The 19,053-nt window shown below is 56.3% G+C and carries 12 protein-coding genes and 2 CRISPR repeat arrays; of the genes, 1 reads left to right on the top strand and 11 read right to left on the bottom strand.

Features of this window, described 5'->3' with window-relative positions; genetic code table 11:
• Positions 1-14: 14 nt before the first annotated feature.
• The 5 genes from rpoN to kdsC all read right to left on the bottom strand — a co-directional run bounded on the left by rpoN (position 15) and on the right by kdsC (position 4,066).
• The gene (gene rpoN / locus ACI43T_RS00580) at positions 15-1,376 is read right to left on the bottom strand and encodes an RNA polymerase factor sigma-54 (RefSeq protein WP_297954721.1); all 1,362 of its coding nucleotides are present in this window, start codon (positions 1,374-1,376) and stop codon (positions 15-17) included.
• A 197-nt stretch (positions 1,377-1,573) separates the two neighbouring features.
• Positions 1,574-2,308 (bottom strand): LPS export ABC transporter ATP-binding protein, encoded by a 735-nt coding sequence (gene lptB / locus ACI43T_RS00575; protein ID WP_009174241.1) that lies wholly within the window; start codon positions 2,306-2,308, stop codon positions 1,574-1,576.
• A gap of 93 nt (positions 2,309-2,401) precedes the next feature.
• The gene (lptA, locus tag ACI43T_RS00570; RefSeq protein WP_039850833.1) at positions 2,402-2,929 is read right to left on the bottom strand and encodes a lipopolysaccharide transport periplasmic protein LptA; all 528 of its coding nucleotides are present in this window, start codon (positions 2,927-2,929) and stop codon (positions 2,402-2,404) included.
• Entirely contained in the window at positions 2,910-3,491 is a 582-nt protein-coding gene (gene lptC / locus ACI43T_RS00565; protein WP_308024663.1) for an LPS export ABC transporter periplasmic protein LptC, read from the bottom strand. Before lptC ends, lptA begins: the two co-directional genes overlap by 20 nt.
• Positions 3,488-4,066 (bottom strand): 3-deoxy-manno-octulosonate-8-phosphatase KdsC, encoded by a 579-nt coding sequence (gene kdsC, locus ACI43T_RS00560; protein WP_377080112.1) that lies wholly within the window; start codon positions 4,064-4,066, stop codon positions 3,488-3,490. Before kdsC ends, lptC begins: the two co-directional genes overlap by 4 nt.
• A 220-nt stretch (positions 4,067-4,286) precedes the next feature.
• Here kdsC and gcvP point away from each other — a divergent pair, with 220 nt between their 5' ends.
• Entirely contained in the window at positions 4,287-7,139 is a 2,853-nt protein-coding gene (gene gcvP, locus ACI43T_RS00555; RefSeq protein WP_405385241.1) for an aminomethyl-transferring glycine dehydrogenase, read from the top strand.
• Between the two features lie 287 nt (positions 7,140-7,426).
• Here the strand turns inward: gcvP and ACI43T_RS00550 are convergent, their stop codons facing one another.
• The 6 genes from ACI43T_RS00550 to cas3f all read right to left on the bottom strand — a co-directional run bounded on the left by ACI43T_RS00550 (position 7,427) and on the right by cas3f (position 18,901).
• Complete coding sequence (locus tag ACI43T_RS00550; RefSeq protein WP_405385240.1) at positions 7,427-7,921, bottom strand: disulfide bond formation protein B; 495 nt, start codon at positions 7,919-7,921, stop codon at positions 7,427-7,429.
• Positions 7,922-8,153: 232 nt separating this feature from the next.
• A CRISPR array of direct repeats spans positions 8,154-9,382; the repeat unit is 28 nt; unit sequence TTTCTAAGCTGCCTATTCGGCAGGTAAC.
• A 129-nt stretch (positions 9,383-9,511) separates the two neighbouring features.
• Positions 9,512-10,081, bottom strand: coding sequence for a type I-F CRISPR-associated endoribonuclease Cas6/Csy4 (cas6f, locus tag ACI43T_RS00545; protein ID WP_405385239.1), 570 nt, complete (start codon positions 10,079-10,081; stop codon positions 9,512-9,514).
• A 3-nt stretch (positions 10,082-10,084) separates the two neighbouring features.
• The gene (csy3, locus tag ACI43T_RS00540) at positions 10,085-11,101 is read right to left on the bottom strand and encodes a type I-F CRISPR-associated protein Csy3 (RefSeq protein ID WP_377081904.1); all 1,017 of its coding nucleotides are present in this window, start codon (positions 11,099-11,101) and stop codon (positions 10,085-10,087) included.
• Positions 11,102-11,116: 15 nt separating this feature from the next.
• Positions 11,117-12,088, bottom strand: a complete 972-nt coding sequence (gene csy2 / locus ACI43T_RS00535) for a type I-F CRISPR-associated protein Csy2 (RefSeq protein WP_405385238.1) — start codon at positions 12,086-12,088, stop codon at positions 11,117-11,119.
• Positions 12,085-13,449, bottom strand: coding sequence for a type I-F CRISPR-associated protein Csy1 (gene csy1 / locus ACI43T_RS00530; RefSeq protein WP_405385237.1), 1,365 nt, complete (start codon positions 13,447-13,449; stop codon positions 12,085-12,087). Before csy1 ends, csy2 begins: the two co-directional genes overlap by 4 nt.
• A 257-nt stretch (positions 13,450-13,706) precedes the next feature.
• Positions 13,707-15,416: a CRISPR direct-repeat array (repeat unit 28 nt; unit sequence TTTCTAAGCTGCCTGTGCGGCAGGTAAC).
• 140 nt (positions 15,417-15,556) lie between these two features.
• Positions 15,557-18,901: a type I-F CRISPR-associated helicase Cas3f gene (gene cas3f / locus ACI43T_RS00525; protein WP_405385236.1), complete on the bottom strand. Its 3,345-nt coding sequence runs from the start codon at positions 18,899-18,901 to the stop codon at positions 15,557-15,559.
• Positions 18,902-19,053 lie beyond the last annotated feature (152 nt).

Below are 19,053 nucleotides of genomic sequence, written 5' to 3'. Positions count from 1 at the left end.
GTGTGGAAAAATCCTTATCCGACGGTTTTGCGCTTGTGCGCGGGGGGGATGTCGAGCGACTCTCTGTATTTGGCTACGGTTCTGCGGGCGATGTCGATGCCCTGTTGTTTGAGCAGGCGGACCAGAGCTTCGTCGGAATACGGTTTGCTGCTGTTTTCGTTGTCGATGAGTTGCGAGATGACGGCTTTGATGGCGCCTTGGCTGACGCCTTCGTTGTCGCTGTCCGTGCCGACGGCCTGTGTGAAGAAATAGCGTAACGCAAATATACCCCGCGGGCAAGCTAAATATTTCTGGTTGGCGGCACGCGAAACGGTGCTTTCGGCCACGTCCAGCTCGGCGGCGGCGTCTTTCAGCAGCATGGGGGTGAGGCCGATTTCTCCGAAAGTGAAGAAGTCTTCCTGTTTGGCGACGATGTACTCCGCCAGACGGATAACGGTGTTTTTGCGCAGTTCCAGAATGTCGATTTTCTGCCTGGCCTCGTTGAGTTTGTCTTTCCACGCCGCGTCGCCGCTGCCGGCTTCCTGAAGCAGGTCGCAGTATTCTTTGTTGAGGCGGATTTTCGGCCATGCGGCATCGTTGCCGATGACTTTCCAGCCGGATGCGGTTTCTTTGACCCATACGTCGGGTTGGACATAGGCCGTCGGTTCGGCGGAGGCGAAACCGTAGGCGGGATAGGGGTTGAGTGCGGCGATGATGTCCAAGGCCGTCTGAATGGTTTCGACCGAGGCTTCGGGAAATGATTTGCGGAAACGGGCGATGTTTTGTTGGCGGTTTTTGCCTAATTCGTGGAGGGAGTCTTGAATCAGGTGGGCGGCGAGTTGGCGCGCGGGCGAGGGGGGCAGGCGCATGAGCTGGAGCATCAGCGATTCGGTCAGGTTGGCGGCGGCAACGCCGGGCGGGTCGAAAGTTTGCAGCAGGTCGAGGGCGTTTTGCAGGTCGTCTTCGTCAAGCATCCAGTCCAGCGGGGTATTGTCGATGACGTCTTCGAGGCTGTCGGTGAAGTAACCTTGTTCGTCGAGAAAGTCGATGAGGATATGGACGTGCGCCGCTTCTTTTTCGGTGAGCGGATGCTCGCAGACTTGTTTGTGCAGGTAGGTGTTGAAATCTTCTTCGGCAGCGATATTGAGCCACGCGTCTTCCGCATCGTCGCCGCCTATCTGGCCGCTGCGCGGCAGGGCGGCCGAAATTTTGCTGTTGAAATCCGCGTCGGTGAATTCTTCGGTTTCGTGGCGTTCGAGCAGGGGATTGTCCTGAAGCCAGTCTTCCACTTCGCGCTCGATTTCCAGGCCGGACATTTGCAGTATGCGCAAAGACTGTTGCAGGCGCTGGTTGAGCTGCTGGGTTTGTTTGAGTTTCAGGCTGAAGTTTTGGGTCATGTTGTAAGTACGTTTTGTTATTGTCTGTTTAGCGGCAGCCCGTGTTGTTCTGATGCGGCTGCTTCCCTTTAATCCGGCAGTCGGAACCGGATGTGTCTAGGTTAAAACTTTTAGAGCTTTGGGTCAAATATTTGCGGCAGGCCGTCTGAAAATGCCGTATCCCTTTGTTAATCGTTGTTTCGGGCGGCCCTGTCCGTTCAATATTTGAAATTTTCGCCCAAGTAAACGGAGCGGACTTGTTCGTTGTTGACCAGTTCGTCGGGTTTGCCTGCGGCAAGGACCGCGCCGTCGCTGATGATGTAAGCCCTGTCGCAGATGCTGAGGGTTTCGCGCACGTTGTGGTCGGTAATCAGCACGCCGATGCCGCGCGATTTGAGGAACTCGATGATTTTCTGGATGTCGATGACGGCAATCGGGTCGACGCCGGCGAAGGGTTCGTCCAAGAGGATGAAGCGCGGCTGCATGGCCAGTACGCGGGCGATTTCGACGCGGCGGCGTTCGCCGCCCGATAACGACGGGGCGGGATTGTGGCGCAGGCGTTCGATGTTGAGGTCCGACAGCAGCCTTTCCACTTCGCTGTCGATGCGGTTTTTGTCTTTGGTGCTGATTTCCAGAATGGCGCGGATGTTTTGCTCGACCGTCATTTTGCGGAAAATCGAGGCTTCTTGAGGCAGGTAGCCGACGCCCAAGCGGGCGCGTTCGTGTATGGGCAGGTGGCGCAATTCCTGGCCGTCGAGCATCACGCTGCCTGCGTCGGCGGCAATCAGGCCGACTATCATGTAGAAACTGGTGGTCTTGCCGGCGCCGTTGGGGCCGAGCAGGCCGATGACTTCGCCGCTTTCGATTTCGAGTGAGAAGTTTTTGACGACCTGGCGTTTTCGGAAACTTTTTTGAAGGTTTTGAACGACAAGGCGGCTGGCGGTTTCGGTCATGATATGGCTCTTCGGGATGGTTGCTGTGTATCGTTTGCTGGTGTGCGGGGCCGTCTGAAAAGCCTGCGGGCGGGGTTTCAGACGGCCTTTACATTATTTTTTCTGTGTGCTGGAGGGCTGGATGACGACGCTGACGCGGCCGGATTTGGTGCCTGCCTTGGCGGAGGATTTGCCGCCGCCGATGATGTTGTACACCTCGGTACGCATGTTGTAGGTGATTACCGCGCCCTGTGCGACGTCGCCGCCGCGCTGCACTTTGGCGTTGCCGGTCAGTTTGACGATACCGGTGGCCGAGGAATATTCGGCGTTGTTGGCTTGGCCGTTGACGACGCCCTGGTTGTCGTCGAGCGTCTGGCTGAATTTGACGGGCGAGCCGTCGGCGGCCATGAACTGTTCGCCTTTGTCGTTGCGCGAAACGCGCACGTTGGCGGCGCGCAGGTTGAGCGTGCCTTGTTTGATAATCACGTTGCCGCTGAAATGGGTAACTTGTTTGGCTTGGTCGAGCGAGCCTTGGTCGGCTTCGATTTGGATGGGCTGCTTGCTGTCGCTTTGCAGGGCGAAGGCGGGCGCGCTGGCCAGCAGCAGGGAAAGGGCGGCGGTTTTAAAGGTTTTTCGCATCATAAATCGTGGCTTTCACTCTGGAAGGGAAATTCAGCAGACTTTTTTTATTGTCGAAAGTCATACCGTTGGCCGTGCCGTGCGACTGGCCGTATTCGTAGGCTACGGGCGCATCGGTTTTGGCAAATTCCGTTTCGGTATCGACATGCAGGCGGCTGGTTTTGAACACGCCCGCAGGGTGTTCGGCATCGGCTTCTTTAGTCAGAATGACGTTGTTGTCAAACACAACCTGTTTGTTTTCGGTATTGTAGACCGCTTCGTCGCTTCTGACTTGGTAAAGCAGGCGGCCTTCTTTGCGGAATATCAGTTGCGGGCTGGAAAAATGGACGTCGTTGCTGCCCGGCATCTGCCATGCTTTGGACGAACTCAGGTTTTCTTTCAGACGGCCTGCCTCGTCGAAACGCTTGCCGTTGATGCCTTTCATCGAATATTGCGGCTCGTTGGGGTTGAGGCGGACTTCCTCCGTTTGGATTTCGCTGATGCGCCCCAGCCATGCCGCGAGGCCGCCGAGGGCGACGGATAAAATCAGCGGAAACGCGATACCGTAGCGCCATCTCAGCTTCATTTGACATACTCGCTCAAAGCTGCGCCGAGCGTGCCTTTCGCCCGCATAATCAGGTCGCACACTTCGCGCACCGCGCCGCGTCCGCCGCGACGGCGGGTAACGTAAGCCGCGTGTTGCAGCGTAAACCAGTGCGCATCGGGCACGGCGACCGGCAGGCCGCAGCGCACCATGACCGGCAAATCGACCACGTCGTCGCCGACATATGCGCATTCGTGTTCTTCTACGTCCGCCTGTTTGCGCAGTTCGGCATAGGCCGCGCGTTTGTCGCTGATGCCTTTGAAATAGTAGCGTATGCCGAGCTGTTGGATGCGCACGCCCACCGACGGTGCGTCGCGGCCGGTAATCACGGCGGTCTGCACGCCGCCGGCTTGCAGCATTTTCAACCCGTGGCCGTCCAAGGTGTTGAACGATTTGATTTCTTCCCCGTTGTCGCGGATGAAGATGCGGCCGTCGGTCAATACGCCGTCGACATCGAGAATCAGCAGCTTGATCTGCGCCGCACGGGCTTGCAGGTCGGGGGATAAGGTTTGCATAGCGGTCTCCGTTTCAGACGGCCTGTGTTGGTTTGGGGGCATTTTAACATAAAGGCCGTCTGAAAAACGTTAGCGGATGTTCGGGTTCTGTATGGCATGGGATTACAGAATGCCGTGCGGCGGGGGTCATGTTTTTTGCCGGCGGATATTCAAATGGCCGGCGGTCTCATATATTATTTCAGACGGCCTGACGGTATCGAGGCCGTCTGAAAAAAACGTTACCGCCGCGTGCGTGCGGTATTTCCAATAACGAGGAGTAGAAATGAAACTATCCGAACTGTTCAACCCCAACGAATTTGCCGCGCGTCATTTGAGTTTCGGCGACGAGGCTGCGCTTTTGGAAGCGCTCGGCGAGAAGAGCATGGACGATTTTGTCGGCAACACCGTGCCGCAAAGCATCCGTATGCCGTCCGAACTCGACCTGCCCGCAGCCCTGACCGAGGCGGACGCTTTGGCGAAGCTGAAAGCCATTGCGGCGAAAAACGTGATCAACAAATCCTATATCGGCTTGGGCTATTATCCGACCCGCGTGCCGAACGTGATTTTGCGCAACGTGTTGGAAAATCCGGGCTGGTACACCGCCTACACGCCGTATCAGGCGGAAATCGCGCAGGGTCGTTTGGAAGCGTTGTTGAACTTCCAGCAGGTGTGTATCGATTTGACCGGTTTCCCCGTGGCGGGCGCGTCTTTGCTGGATGAGGCGACTGCCGCGGCTGAAGCGATGGCGATGGCGCACCGCGTGGGCAAAGTGAAATCCGAGCGTTTCTTCGTGGACAAGCGCGTTTATCCACAAACTTTGGACGTAATGAAAACCCGTGCCAAATACTTTGGCTTTGAGCTGGTGGTTGGCGATTTTGCCAAAGCGGATGAAGGCGAATACTTCGGCGCGCTGTTCCAATACGTCGGCAAAGACGGCGACGTGCAAGACTTGCAAAGCGTTATAGGTCGTCTGAAAACCAAAGGCACGATTGTTGCCGTTGCTGCCGACATCATGAGCTTGGTTTTACTGAAATCCTCTGCCGAATTGGGCGCGGACATTGCATTGGGCAACACCCAACGCTTCGGCGTACCGATGGGCTTCGGCGGGCCGCACGCCGCTTATTTCGCGTTTAAAGACGAGTTCAAACGCTCCGCCCCGGGCCGCATCATCGGCGTATCCAAAGACGCATCAGGCAAACCCGCGCTGCGCATGGCGTTGTCCACCCGTGAACAACACATCCGCCGCGAAAAAGCGACATCCAATATTTGTACCGCACAAGCATTGCTGGCGAACTTGGCGGGCATGTACGCCGTTTATCACGGCCCCGAAGGTGTGAAACGCATCGCCAACCGCATTCACGCGCTGGCTTCCGTCTTTGCCGACGCGCTGGTTTCAGACGGCCTGAAAGTGGTTCACGAAACCTTCTTCGATACCGTTACCGTCGATTTCGGCAGTAAAGACAAAGCGGACAAAGCGTTCCAAACCGCTTTGGAACTGGGCTACAACCTGCGCCGCGTCAGCGACACCCAAATCGCCGCCGCCTTCCACGAAACGTCCGTGCGTGAAGACCTTGCCGTGTTGTACTACGCCTTCACCGGCAACAACACCTTCACGCTTTCAGACGACGTCAAAGGCCGTCTGAAAACCGAATTCCTGCGTCAAGACAATATCTTGCAACATCCCGTGTTCAACCGTTACCACACCGAGCACGAAATGCTGCGCTACCTGAAGAAACTCGAAGACCGCGACTTGGCGATGAACCGCAGCATGATTTCGCTGGGCAGCTGCACCATGAAGCTCAACGCCACCGCCGAAATGCTGCCGATTACTTGGGCGGAGTTCTCCGACATCCACCCCTACGCCCCCGAAACCCAAACCGCAGGCTACCGCGAGATCCTGACCGACATGGAAAACAGCCTGAAAGCCATCACTGGCTTTGACGCGATTTCCTTCCAGCCCAACTCCGGCGCGCAGGGCGAATACAGCGGTATGCTCGCCATCCGCCGCTATCAGGAAGCCCAAGGCGAAGCGCACCGCAACATCTGCCTGATTCCCAAGTCCGCCCACGGCACCAACCCCGCCACCGCCGCCATGCTCGGTTTGAAAGTCGTCGTCGTCGATACCGACGAACACGGCAACGTCAACATCGACGATTTGAAAGCCAAAGCCGAACAACACCGCGACGCCTTGTCCGCCATCATGATTACCTACCCGTCCACCCACGGCGTGTACGAAGAAGGCATCCGCGACATCTGCCGCATCATCCATGAAAACGGCGGACAGGTTTACATGGATGGCGCCAACCTCAACGCCCAAATCGGCATCATGCAGCCCGCCGAAGTCGGCGCGGACGTGTTGCACATGAACCTGCACAAAACCTTCTGCATCCCCCACGGAGGCGGCGGCCCGGGCATGGGCCCTATCGGCCTGAAAGCCCACCTCGCCCCGTTTGCCCCAGGCCATGTGTTAACCGACACGCACAGCGCCAGTGCCAAGCAAACCGCCGTTTCCTCCGCCGCCTTCGGTTCCGCGTCCATCCTGCCGATTACCTGGATGTACCTGACCATGATGGGCAAACAAGGCATGGAACAGGCAACGCGCTGGGCATTGCTCAACGCCAACTACGTCGCCAAACGCCTGAGCGAAGACTATCCCGTTCTCTACACAGGCAAAAACGGCCGCGTCGCGCACGAATGTATCGTCGATTTGCGTCCGCTCAAAGCCGAAAGCGGCATCACCGAAACCGACATCGCCAAACGCCTGATGGACTACGGCTTCCACGCCCCGACCGTTTCCTTCCCCGTTGCCGGCACGCTGATGATCGAGCCGACCGAAAGCGAGAGCAAAGCCGAACTCGACCGCTTCATCGCCGCCCTGAAACAAATCAAACAGGAAGTGCTGAAAGTCGAGCGCGGCGAATGGCCGAAAGACGACAACCCGCTGGTCAACGCCCCGCACACCGCCGCCGACGTAACCGGCGAATGGGCGCATCCGTACTCCCGCGAAGAAGCCGTCTTCCCGTTGCCTTTCGTGCGCGAAAACAAATTCTGGCCGAGCGTCAACCGCGTGGATGACGTGTACGGCGACCGGAATCTGGTCTGCACCTGCCCGCCGATGGAAGCGTATGAAGATTAAGGCTTGAAACGAAGAAAGGCCGTCTGAAGATTTCAGACGGCCTTTCGGAGTATCGGAAATGCCGCGAAAAGAATGCTGTCCGACAACCGTCATTCCCGCGCAGGCAGAAATCCAGGCTTATCCGCACAGGAACCTATCGGGTAAAAAGGTTTTCTTCAATTTCGCATTCTAGATTCCCGCCTGCGCGGGAATGACGGCACGGATTTGTGTTATTTTGATACCGAAAGGCCGTCTGAAAATTTTTCAGACGGCCTTTGGCCTGAAAAAGGCATGCCGCTTTGCCGTGTTTACCCGACGGCGCGCGCCTTAAACCAGCCGAACCAGACCAGCAGCAGCACGAAGCAGAAATACAGTACACTCCATATCGGCAGCGGCACCCCCAGCAGATAATCCGGTACCGCGCAGTCGCCGAAGCCGCGGATAACCGGTTCGTACCACTCAAACAACGGCCAGTCCCTCAAACGAAACGTCCACGGCGCGCCGCATTCGGGCGCCGTACCCGGCGGCAGGCTCTGGATATAGCGCTGATAAACCGCCACCCCCGCCCCGTATACGGCCGGAATACTGACCGCCAGCGCACTCACCGTCCGCCCGATGCGGCCGGACTGTTTGAAAAACGCCGCCAGCAAAGCCGCCAGCCCGACCGCCAATACCGACAGCCGCTGCAAAATACACAAAACGCAGGGATTCATCCCCAGCACATATTGCGAAACAAACGAACCGCAGGCAGTCAAAACCGACAACGCCGCGATACCCCACAAGGTTTTCCGAAAGAAATTCATCGTAATCCGCCTATCCAATCCCGACCGCCCCGTTTTCAGACGGCCTCAACATATCGGAAATGTAACTTTACCACAAAACGTTTACAGATTAACGGCGAAGACACCCTAACCGCACGCCCCGAACCACAAATCCCGCAAGGCCGTCTGAAAAACCGTTCCAGCTAAAGCCAAAGCTCCGACTGGTTATTAGGCAGGTAACGATTACGACTCGGCTTTCCCGCTGCACATCATTTTCTAAAACTGCCTATTCGGCAGGTAACGACCACCCAATTCATCATCGCACTGCCGCTATTTTCTAAGCTGCCTATTCGGCAGGTAACTACTGCACGGGCCATTGTTGATGTATCAATGATTTCTAAGCTGCCTATTCGGCAGGTAACGCAGCTTTCCGACATCCCGTTGTTGGATCATTTTTCTAAGCTGCCTATTCGGCAGGTAACATTTAAAGACGGGTAGAGCCGTCTGAACATTGTTTCTAAGCTGCCTATTCGGCAGGTAACTAAGGAAATATCCAAATCCTCACGGACAGAGATTTCTAAGCTGCCTATTCGGCAGGTAACGAATTGCGATGTTGTTATAACGTTCTGTTTTTTTTCTAAGCTGCCTATTCGGCAGGTAACTTTTCGTCTTTTTCCCGTTCGGTGGTAGCAAGTTTCTAAGCTGCCTATTCGGCAGGTAACATGGCGGTATCGTGCCGAATATCAATGCCGCGTTTCTAAGCTGCCTATTCGGCAGGTAACGTTTTTTGTATCCGCCTTATGGCGGTTTTTTTTTTTCTAAGCTGCCTATTCGGCAGGTAACATTCTTATCTGTTTGTGCTGGATTTGGACAGGTTTCTAAGCTGCCTATTCGGCAGGTAACGTCTTCGCACTCGGTACCTACCAACTCGTCTGTTTCTAAGCTGCCTATTCGGCAGGTAACGAAACATATGTTTCCCCCGAAGATGTCAAATTTTTCTAAGCTGCCTATTCGGCAGGTAACACGAACGTTTCGATGCCGGCCTTGCGCCGCAATTTCTAAGCTGCCTATTCGGCAGGTAACAATCCGGTTGTTTCTATGAACCGTAGTACAGGTTTCTAAGCTGCCTATTCGGCAGGTAACGCCATATTAGCAATAGGTTCTTCGTATGTTCATTTCTAAGCTGCCTATTCGGCAGGTAACACGGTCGACAACGGAACAAGGATTTGGCAGTTTTTCTAAGCTGCCTATTCGGCAGGTAACGCGTACAGCTATTCAGACTGCAAACCAAATCGTTTCTAAGCTGCCTATTCGGCAGGTAACCGTTTGTGTTGAACCCCGCGCCGGCGCAGAGGTTTCTAAGCTGCCTATTCGGCAGGTAACTAGAAGTGTGGAAGCGAAATACTTGATTGTCATTTCTAAGCTGCCTATTCGGCAGGTAACAGCAATCCGACGAAATCAAAAAGACAGGCTGATTTCTAAGCTGCCTATTCGGCAGGTAACTACAATAAAACCAAAGAAATCCCGTATAAAAATAAACTGTTATCCGGTGTTTTCGGTTTTTACCCTTTTTCAGACGGCCTGCGGGAGGCTTGGTGATACGGGCTTTCTGAGGCCGTCTGAAAAAAAGGGTCAGAACAGTGGTACGCTTGCGCCGAGGCTGAGGCCGTGGCTGTTGAACGTGCCTTCGGTTCGGGCGGCGATTTTTTTGTCCACGGCCAGCAGGTAGCGTTGGCAGGTGGATTTGCTGTTCAAAAAGATATGCGGCAGGGTGCAGGCGCTGCGTTTGGCGGCTTTGGCGGCCAGCCGCCGCCGGATTTCTTCGGGCGGGAGGCCTTGCGCCGCCATGCGTTTTTCGGCGCGCCTGAGGTCGCTGCCGTGTTTGGGCTGGCGGCGGACGAAGCGGGCGTGGGCGTACACTTTTTCAGACGGCACTTCCTCTATGCGGCCGATTAGGGCGTAATCGGACAGGCCGGTGTTTTGCAGCAGGCAGTGCAGGTCGTCTAAATCGGTTTCGCTGCCGAACAGGCGGACGATGCCGCCGAGGGTACGGTTTTGCCCGTAGGCGGGAAAGCCGATGCCGATGCGTCCGCCGAAGCGGGGCAGCAGGCCGTGCAGGGTCTGCACGATGTGCGCGACTACCTGGCTTTGCAGCATTTCGGCCTGCGGTATGGCTTTCAGGTCGGCGTAGTGGCTGGGCATGATTTATCCCTCGCTTGAACCGAATACGCCGCCGCGGATAAGGACGCTGATGACGTAGTGTTGTTGTTCGATACTCGGTTGTTCGCCTTTTAATACCCAGTTGTCAAGTAGGGTGTAGAAGTCGTTTTTCTGTTTGGGCTGGCGGAACGCGGTGCCGAGGGTGGTTACGGTGCCGTAGGGTTCGGCGGCGATGGGGAAGGCGGCGTCCGGGGCGTACCATGTGTCGATGGTGCGGATGGCGTTGCCGATTTTTTGGCTGTGCATGCCGGCTTTGCCGTCGGTTTGGTAGAGCACTTTGCGTTTATTGTTTGGGTTATTTTTGTTGTTTGAGTCGGTGTCTGAAATAAATTCTTGCGAGGGATAGACTTCTTGTCCATAGCCGGCTCGGACGCGGGCTTCAATGTTGAGCAGGATGAAGGCTTCGCCGCTTAGGCCTTGGCTTATCCATTCGGCGATTTTGGCGACGTTTTCAGACGGCCTGTCGAAGCGGTCCAGCGGCAGGGCCTTGGCGTTGTCGACGGTTATGCTGTCGTTTTTGTTGGACACGGTGATGCGGATATTTTCCGCACCCATGCGGTTGCGCCACAGCCAGCGGCCGTTGGCGATATTGGCGGCGTAGCGTTCGGCCAGTGCCTGCATTTTTTCCTTTTGCAGGTATTGCGTTACGGTTTCGAGCAGTCTGCCGCGGTATTCCATGCCGTTGCAGATGCATGGGCTGCCGTCGAACGGCAATACTTTCAGCGTGAAGCGCGCAATCAGGGTGTCGCAGCCGCTGCTTAATGCGGCGACATCGACGGTTTGCAGGTTGGCGTTTTCGATTTTAGTGTCGAGCTTGGCCGGATCGTTGGCGATGGGGTTTTTCTGGCGGTTGGAAATGGTGCCGCGTATGGATTTTTCGCTGACGGTGACGGGCAGTTCCCGCGCTTCGGGATTGTTGCCGTCGGTTTGGCTGAACACGGCGTCGGAGCAGTCGAGTTTGCGTTCAAAGGCCAGCAGGCTGGGGGTTTCGGGTTTTGCCATGATGTGTCTCCTTAATTAGGGGCGGGTTGTCTGGGTGATAAGGTAAAGGTTGTCCTGCGGTGGGGCGTAGCGCCAGAAATAGGCGTGGAGGCCGTCTGAAAGTTTGTTGGGGAACAGCCATTTGCCGAGGCTGTATACCGTTTCCACATAGCGGGACGGATATTCGGGATTGCGCACGTGCTGCATCACGCCGGCCGCGTGTTCCGGCGCGATGGCCTGATAGCCCACAGGTATCGGCACCAGCCAGCCGCGGCCTTGGCGGATACGGTAGGTATGCCATTGCGGATGTTCGTCGTCGGGCGGCAGGTGGAAAGACTGTGCGGTGGCAAACAATGCGTCGAGCGCGGTGGCCTCCGGCTGCGGCGGCAGGCCGGTGGGCCGGTCTTCATAGACGGTGGTGCCGCCGTCTTTATCGGCGGTAACGCGGCAGCCGAGTTGCAGCTCCTGCGTGATGGCGGCAAAATCGTTGCCGGCATCGGCCAAGATATAGGCGGGGAACAGCGCGGCTTTCAATTCCTCGTCCTGATTGGACTCGTATAGCGCGGTACGTTCGATATGGCGCACGCTGCCGCCGGCGATGCGCTGTTGCTGGAGCAGGAATTGCAATAAGGTTTCGCGCTGCTCTTTGTTTTTTCTGATGTCGTTCGGGGTACCGCCCACTTCCACAACTAGGCTGACCGTCAGGTCGGTCTTACCCTCTTCGATAATCGAAGCCGGCTTACCGTTTTTTTTCAGCGGGTTGCGGCTTTGGACAAAGGTTGCGTCGCTGTAGGTATCGGCGCGGAATATCTGCGGGCTGCACCAGTGGCAGGCAATCAGCACGCCGCCGAGGGTGAGGCCGCAATCCTGCGGCAGGCGGCGTTGCAGCGCATGGATGGCGCCGAGGAAGCCGTTGAGCGCGGGAAAACCGTAGGTCAGCGGCGAGGAAATGCAGTTTGCGCCCTGAATCTCCACGCGGTCGAACAAAAGATAAAAATCGGTATTCATGCCGCCCTCCGTTTGTTGCGCCGCTGCGCCGCCTTCAGCGCGTCGGCTAGGGTTTTGCACCATTGCGCGCATTCGATCTCGTCAAAATCATGTTTGATGGATTGGAAGTCCTTTCTCAATAAATCCTGCAACCATTTCCCGAAGTCGTCGGCAATTTTTTCCTGCCAGCCGTCGGGGCCGTCTGAAAGCGGGTATTTCCTGTCCAGCCAATGCTTGTGGTTGGCATTAAGATCACGGTAATCGTCCGTCCAGCCTGCGGGTTGCGTTTCGCGCAGATGCTCCGATACGACGACAATCTGCCGCACTATCATCTCCAGCGCCTGTTCGCGCAGCAGGCGCGTGTCTTTTTTGTTTTTCTTCGCCTTCACCGCATTGGTCAGGATTTTATAGCCCGAACGGCATAAATAACGCAGGCCGTTGTTGAAGAAAGAGTTACTCTTACGCGAAAAATGAAGCTGTTTCGGACGCTCGTATTGCGGCGGCAGCGACGGCAGCAGGTAGTTCCTGCCGTTCTGGAGTTTGGTCAGCCAACTGACGTTTTGCGAATTCCCTCCGCCGAGTTTCACATAAGCCAGCGGCGAAAATTCAGTATAGGCCGTCTGGCTGCCTTTGCCCTCGCGGCGGTTTTCCTGGGCTTGGGCATTTTCTTCACCGAAATGCTGTTTTTTCACTTGTTTCACTTTTTGATAAAAACTATGGGTCAGCGAGGCGGGATGCAGCGGAATCAGCGTGATATAGCGATCGGTTTTGATGGCATCATCCCCCAACGGCCACAATATCTGCTTGTTACGTTCGTCTGATGCGGGCGTATCCGTTTGCGCCTGCAAGGCCGTCTGAAAAACCTGCCGGTAACGGTCGGAACGTTCACGGTCGTCGGCAAACGCCCCTTTCAGTGCGGGATGGTCTTGCAACAGCAAATCCAGCAGGGTGGACTGCGAAGCCTCGTCGACGATGGTATCAAAAAAGGCCGCCAAAGGCAGGGCGGTGGCATTTCTGGTCGCGTCCAATTTTTTCTCGGCTTTGCGTAAAGATTGCGAACCGGCCAAAGATGCAGGTAATTCAAAATCTGTTTGGAAAATCACGTTGTCGCCCTGAGAACTGGAATGTATGCCTTTGGAGATGTGCGAGCCGAATTTAAGTTGCGCCGCAAAACGGACGGCGACCTGCTCAAGCCATGCGTCCAAACCGTATTGGGCCTTTAAGGCCGATAAGGCCGTCTGAAGCGAAGCAATCTTGGCTTTATCGCGGGCTTCTTTCGCCTTCGCCAGCTTTTTCAAATTCGCTTCGGCCTTTTTTTCATACTGGCTTTGCAGAAAACCCAGTATGGCCGCCCGGACTTGCGCCGTGGAAATATCGGGCATAAGTTTCTCCTTGAAAGGGTTGTTTCGTGAGGAGATTCTAATACGGACGACAGGGGAATAGAAGCATTGGGGCCGTCTGAAAACAAAACGTTTTCAGACGGCCCCAATATGGCGAATTTACATTGATACGACTGTTTATTGAACCCCGTTATTCCCGCCTGCGCGGGAATGACGACGGGCGGGTTTAAGAAAGGGATGGATAAGGCTGCCTGTGCGGCAGGTAACGGGTAGCCTGATGAGAGGGTCCGGTAACAGGCTTTCTAAGCTGCCTGTGCGGCAGGTAACGGTTATATCCGAGGAGTTTCCGAAGGCCGTGTTTTCTAAGCTGCCTGTGCGGCAGGTAACACTTCTTCCGCCTTCTGTTTTTTGAAACAGTCTTTCTAAGCTGCCTGTGCGGCAGGTAACACCGACGCGCTTCCAAGTCCGTGCGTCTTGCTTTTCTAAGCTGCCTGTGCGGCAGGTAACGGTCGGGGCGGCGGCCGACGGCTGGCGGGTATTTTCTAAGCTGCCTGTGCGGCAGGTAACTCTATGTTGAGGTAAAAAATACGGCTGTTATCTTTCTAAGCTGCCTGTGCGGCAGGTAACTACAGGTACAGTTACCGTCAGCAATTTTCGACTTTCTAAGCTGCCTGTGCGGCAGGTAACTAAGGAACGGACTCTTTCAGCGGGGTCAGGCTTTTCTAAGCTGCCTGTGCGGCAGGTAACTATTAAAGGCAAATTGTAACATTCTTTCAGAATTTCTAAGCTGCCTGTGCGGCAGGTAACACGTCATCAGCGTCCTTATCCGCGGCGGCGTATTTCTAAGCTGCCTGTGCGGCAGGTAACACAGAAACAATACGAGTTGAACAAACACATCATTTCTAAGCTGCCTGTGCGGCAGGTAACTTGGTCGTGCTTTCCGGTACATCCGAAAATGTTTTCTAAGCTGCCTGTGCGGCAGGTAACGCGCTGCGGCCGCTGACGGCGTTGCCGCCATCTTTCTAAGCTGCCTGTGCGGCAGGTAACCGGCAAAGCGACCATGTATGCCCGTTTTGACCTTTCTAAGCTGCCTGTGCGGCAGGTAACTTGATTGAAGAAGGCAATTTGTCGTTTGACAACTTTCTAAGCTGCCTGTGCGGCAGGTAACCTGTATGGTGCTAGTTTTTCGTTGATATAGCCTTTCTAAGCTGCCTGTGCGGCAGGTAACATCGCAAAAGGATATTTGCGCCTGAATAGAATTTTCTAAGCTGCCTGTGCGGCAGGTAACGATGAAACCGCTTTGCGGTTGGTTGTTCAGGCTTTCTAAGCTGCCTGTGCGGCAGGTAACAATGAAATCATCCGTTTGATTGAAGCGGGAAATTTCTAAGCTGCCTGTGCGGCAGGTAACGCATACGCGCAAATTTAAGCGGTTTACCGACATTTCTAAGCTGCCTGTGCGGCAGGTAACTGTTTTGTTTGCCATTGCTGGCATTTAGTGTATTTCTAAGCTGCCTGTGCGGCAGGTAACAGTCATTTTCTTTCCCTTGCCCGATGTTCTTTTTTCTAAGCTGCCTGTGCGGCAGGTAACATGCCGCTGCCTCCTTTACTTTTAAGGGATATTTTCTAAGCTGCCTGTGCGGCAGGTAACGGCAAGAATCCGGAAGATTACGAATTCCGTGATTTCTAAGCTGCCTGTGCGGCAGGTAACCACGTTGAACGAATTGAAGTCATGTTACAAAGCTTTCTAAGCTGCCTGTGCGGCAGGTAACACGATGGTCATGAGCATAGCGACGGTGAAACATTTCTAAGCTGCCTGTGCGGCAGGTAACAGAAATAGGCGTGGAGGCCGTCTGAAAGTTTGTTTCTAAGCTGCCTGTGCGGCAGGTAACGTCAGCACTTCAAAAGGAATCACAATATCTTTTTTCTAAGCTGCCTGTGCGGCAGGTAACTAACTAATCAAATCATCGCCTTGATTGAAGAATTTCTAAGCTGCCTGTGCGGCAGGTAACCTAACCGAGTTTCCGGTTTTCTTCAGAAAAATGAAAACCCTGCGCGGCATTGTATCAGAAAACCTTTTTTTGCAGCCATTGCTGCGGGCCTGATAAAACGTGCGGTTTGCAGGCCGTCTGAAAAAAGGGTTTCAGACGGCCTAGGTTTGTTCGGTGTCATGCCAGAAGCCGCTCCATTCGTTGTAGCACCATTTTTCACTGTCTATATCGAGGCTGACGACGGCGTATTTTTGCGCGGCGGCGGCGAGGGCTTCGGGGGTGTCGCCGTCTGCTTTTTTGGCAAGGGCGTCGGGCAGGCTTTGGCAAAGCCACGGGAAAACGGCTGCGGTGGGGCTGGGGGCGGCGGTGAGCTTGAAAGCTACTTCGGTATCCCGGCCGTCTTTGCTGCCGCCGTAGCGTTCGGCGTTTTCACTGGTTTTGAAGGCGATTTTTTCGTCTTCGGCGTCCCAGAAGGCGACATAGTCGGTTTGGGGGCGGCCGGAGCGGAACGGGCTGATTTTGGCGTGGTGGGCGGTCAGCGGGGCGGCGTTGCCGGGTTGGCGGTATAGGGCGGGGAAGCGTTGCGGGTTGTTGAGGATGTCGGCCATGACGCGGTGTTCGAGTTCGGTCAGGCTGTCTGACCTTGGCTTCGGTTTTTCAGACGGCATGGGGCGGTGCAGGCGGGGGATGGAGTTGATGTGGCCGGTTTCTTCGCTGCTGATGAGGGTTTGGGCGTCGTGGCTGCTCAGCATGGCGTTTTTGCTTTCGAAGCCGGGGTGGCAATAGGCGGGTTCTTCCGGGCTGCGGGTCAGTGCCTTGATGTTTCGGCTGAGGATGGCGATGTTGGCGTGTTCTGCCGCGCTCAGGTGCGGACGGTGCCGCCATACGCGCCCGCAGAGTTGGATGAGCGAGCGCATGGAGGAGGGTTCGATAATGGCCCAGTCGTAATCGTGGTCGCGGCCGACTTCGGTTACGGGGGAGCCGAAGACGATGAAGATGTGGTTTCGGGCGGGGCTTTGGGCTAAGGCCGTCTGAATGTCGCGGTGGGCGAACAGTTTGGCGGGGTCTTTGCGGTCGAGCAGGGTGTCGAGGCGGCGTTCGAGGTTGCTGCGCAGCAGCAGGAGCTGCTGGGAGTGGTAGCAGGCGATGTGCAGGGCGGTGTCGTCGGGCAGGGTAAGGCCGAACATGGCTTGGGCGTATTTGACCATCGGGTTGATGTTGGCGAAGCGTATCAGGCCGACGCTGATGTGTTTGCCGCTTGCGGGGTCGGTCTGGCTGTGGCGGCGGTGGAGGGTGCTTGCCCGTTCGAGCAGTTTGGCGGTGAGGGTTGCGGGGTCGGTGCTGTCGATGTCGAGCCATTCGGCACGGCGGCGGACGGGTTGGGCGGCGAGTTTTTCGCTGCGGTTGCGGCAAAAGGTTTCGTGTTGCCGGATGAATTCTTCCCTGCGGTATGCGCCGATATGTTGGTCGAATTCGTCGAACCAGGCGCAGACGACGGGTTCCTGCGGCAGGCCTTGGTGTTCGTTCCAGATTCTGCGGCCGTCGCGGTAGGCGTCGCGCAGGCCGATGACCATGTCGGGGGTGAGGGTGGCGGAGGAGAGCAGGACGCGGCTGCCGAGCAGTCCGGCCCAGTAAACCAGCCGCGAGAGGGCGGGCAGGTCTTCGGTGGAGAAGTCGTCGGGTTCGTCGAGCACTAAATCGCTGCCGAGCAGGCGCAGCATGGGGACGATGTAGCGGCCGCCGCGTTGTTGTTCGCAAAGCTGCATCAGGTGGTCGACGGTGCAGGTAACGACGGGGGTGTGCAGCAGCCTGCGGGCGGTGGTGTCGGCGATGAGCGTGCCGAAGATTTTGTCGTCTATCGGGCAGTCGCTGATGTCGGTGAATGATTTGCCGTCAAGCAGGCCTTCAGCGGATTCGCTGCCGGTTTCTTCCGGCGTCGGCCCGTTTTCTTTTTCCGGCGGCGAATCGTCGGCACGGCGGGCAAACAGTTCTTTGGCCGCACCGCCGCCGACCAATGTGGCAAGGCTTTCGTTTTCTTCGAGTTCCAGCCGTTGGCGCAGGGCGAGGCCGGTTTGCAGGGTGAGCACGCGCAGGCCGAGGGCGATGGTAAAGCGCGCGCCGCGGTCCGGATCTGAAAGGGCGTACATGATGCGGGCGTTGGCGAGCGTTTTGCCGCAGCCGGTGCTGGCGAGGTTGACGCCGAAGAAGCCTTGTTTGGCAGAGGCCGTCTGAAAACGGCGGCTGAGGTCGAAGGCTTTGTTCTGCCACTGGAAACGGGGATTTGCGGTGGGCTTTCTGAACGGGCGGTGGTTGCCGAGGGCGGGCAGTTCGCGCGGCAGCAGCGGCAACAGGCGGGCGAAGCGGGCGGTGAGTTTGGCGACGCCGCAGAGGTGTTCGTCGAGTTTTTGTTTGGGGCGTTTTTCTTTATCTTTATCGGTGTTGGCGTAGAGTTCGGACACGCCTTTCAGACGGCTTTCGTCGTTTGGCGGCAGGGCGGAGTAGTTGTGGTCGCCGGCCATCAGGCACAGGCGGGAGAGGTGCAGGAGCAACGGATCGGCGGGTGTGTCGGAATGGTTTTGTTCGCACCACTCCGCCAGCGGGCGGTGCTGCAAGGCCCTGTCCGCCCAAAAAGCCGCCTGTTTCTGCCATAGCGGGCTGGTCGTCGGGTCGGCCTGGAGCGAGAAGAAAGAGGTTTTGTTGATTTTGGCTGCTGAATTGCGCACCCAACGGTCGGCAGGTTCCAGCTGGTCGAAGAATTCGCCGACGGTTTGTCTGGTGCGGGTGTCTTCCCAGCCTTTTTTAAAGGTATCGCCAGGATAATTGTAGCGGGGATAAAACGGCAATCGGTGGTGGCTGACAATCAGCCATGCAATCCATCTGGCCAGCGGCGGGAATGTGAAATCATAATCGCCTTTGGGATTTTTATCGCTTGCGCCGAAATTTTTATACCAATGCGGATGCTTGGCCAGGTATTGCGGCCAATTTTTCAGGCGGCCCAACCATTCGGCGTCGGTGCGGCAGCCCTTAATCATGGCTTGAAACAGGCGCAGCGACAGCCATTCGTGGCGGTAGGGGTCGGCCGACGGGGTGCGGGTTTTCAGTTTGTTCTGAAAAAATCCGGTGGCTTTGCCCAAGTCGTGCAGCAGGGCGGCGAGGGTGGCGGCAATCTGGATGGAAGCGCCGTGCCGCCACTCGGTTTCGTGGTCGCTGCGCAAGATGTCGCGGCGGCTGCGGTTGGTCGGAACGCGGCCCTGCGCGTTGAACTGCCTGCGGTCGCCGACTATCCATAACAGCTCGGTGCGGTTTCTGCCGCGCGTCCAGTAGCAGGCGACGGCGGTGTTTTTGCGTGCGGTCTCGCGCAGCATCCGGTGCAGGGTGTCCAGCCCTGCTTCGGTTATCGGCGTCTGCCAGGTGCGTTCGCCGCAGCGTTCGGCAAATTGGTCGAGGATGCGGCGGGTGGTTTTGAGGGCGTTTTTGCTGCATTGGCTGATGAGCAGGATGTTCATGCGTTTTCTTCCCGATAGGCCGGTTGCGTCATATACAGTGAACTTACTAAATTTTAAATACAACCGGTCATTAAATTCCGTCATTCCCGCGCAGGCGGAAATCTAGAACGCAAAATTCAGGGAACCCTTTCCCTCGATAGTTCTGTGCGGAT

The organism is Neisseria oralis (assembly GCF_045062685.1).
Lineage (GTDB): Bacteria > Pseudomonadota > Gammaproteobacteria > Burkholderiales > Neisseriaceae > Neisseria > Neisseria oralis.
This window is presented reverse-complemented; position numbering and strand designations above follow the sequence as displayed.

Excerpts from the sequence above, each read along its gene's own strand:
- kdsC (WP_377080112.1), bottom strand. The coding sequence starts at position 4,066 with ATGCCCCCAAACCAACACAGGCCGTCTGAAACGGAGACCGCTATGCAA.
- gcvP (WP_405385241.1), top strand. The coding sequence starts at position 4,287 with ATGAAACTATCCGAACTGTTCAACCCCAACGAATTTGCCGCGCGTCAT.
- lptB (WP_009174241.1), bottom strand. The coding sequence starts at position 2,308 with ATGACCGAAACCGCCAGCCGCCTTGTCGTTCAAAACCTTCAAAAAAGT.
- csy3 (WP_377081904.1), bottom strand. The coding sequence starts at position 11,101 with ATGGCAAAACCCGAAACCCCCAGCCTGCTGGCCTTTGAACGCAAACTC.
- rpoN (WP_297954721.1), bottom strand. The coding sequence starts at position 1,376 with ATGACCCAAAACTTCAGCCTGAAACTCAAACAAACCCAGCAGCTCAAC.
- ACI43T_RS00550 (WP_405385240.1), bottom strand. The coding sequence starts at position 7,921 with ATGAATTTCTTTCGGAAAACCTTGTGGGGTATCGCGGCGTTGTCGGTT.
- lptC (WP_308024663.1), bottom strand. The coding sequence starts at position 3,491 with ATGAAGCTGAGATGGCGCTACGGTATCGCGTTTCCGCTGATTTTATCC.
- lptA (WP_039850833.1), bottom strand. The coding sequence starts at position 2,929 with ATGATGCGAAAAACCTTTAAAACCGCCGCCCTTTCCCTGCTGCTGGCC.
- cas6f (WP_405385239.1), bottom strand. The coding sequence starts at position 10,081 with ATGCCCAGCCACTACGCCGACCTGAAAGCCATACCGCAGGCCGAAATG.
- csy2 (WP_405385238.1), bottom strand. The coding sequence starts at position 12,088 with ATGAATACCGATTTTTATCTTTTGTTCGACCGCGTGGAGATTCAGGGC.
- cas3f (WP_405385236.1), bottom strand. The coding sequence starts at position 18,901 with ATGAACATCCTGCTCATCAGCCAATGCAGCAAAAACGCCCTCAAAACC.
- csy1 (WP_405385237.1), bottom strand. The coding sequence starts at position 13,449 with ATGCCCGATATTTCCACGGCGCAAGTCCGGGCGGCCATACTGGGTTTT.